This window comes from Pseudomonas sp. Sample_9 (assembly GCF_004307535.1).
Lineage (GTDB): Bacteria > Pseudomonadota > Gammaproteobacteria > Pseudomonadales > Pseudomonadaceae > Aquipseudomonas > Aquipseudomonas mercuritolerans.
This window is the reverse complement of sequence record NZ_RAZO01000173.1, coordinates 1-610: the sequence shown is the minus strand read 5'-3', so window position 1 is coordinate 610 and position 610 is coordinate 1. Positions and strand designations below refer to the sequence as shown.

General features: G+C 58.9%; 1 protein-coding gene. It reads left to right on the top strand.

The features are described from left to right. Positions 1-542, top strand: a 542-nt coding sequence (locus tag D6877_RS09750; protein WP_130910611.1) for a phosphatase PAP2 family protein, incomplete at its 5' end; no start/stop codon positions are given. Positions 543-610: the final 68 nt, after the last annotated feature.

Genomic DNA, 610 nt, shown 5'->3' with positions numbered 1-610 from the left:
GCGACTGGGTCTTCAGGGCGATCGACGTGCGTCGCGCGTTCTTCGGTTTTTTCTCGATACTGTTACTGATGGTGTTGATCCGCGCGCTGTTTTCCAAATTTGCCGATCACATGGGCTGGCAGCACAGCAGCCCGTCAATGGTGCTCGATGGCGCCGTGCATCTGAGTGACTACTTTCCACACCTGGAAAAAACCTGGGAGCTGAAGGACCGTTCGGGCCAGAGTTTCCCTGGTGACCATGCCTCGGTACTGTTGATCTGGGCGTTGTTCATGGGCGTATTCAGCCGCACCATTGGCCAGTTTCTGACGGTCTGGGGTCTGGCAGTGCTGTTCATGCTGCCGCGCCTGGTGGCTGGCGCGCATTGGGGTCAGGACGACTACATCGGCGGCTTGCTGCTGGCGGTGTGGGCGTTGGGCTGGGGTTACTACACGCCGTTTGCCTATCACGCGGCGAACTTCTGGTTGAAGCTGACCGCGCCGGTTTTCGCGTTGCTGGGCAAGCTGCCGATGGTGTCGCGGATGAGTGTAATTTCCGCCCGGTAAATGGTGGAGCCTCGAAAAGATCGCAGCCTTCGGCAGCTCCTACAGGGATCGCATTCCAACTGTAGGAC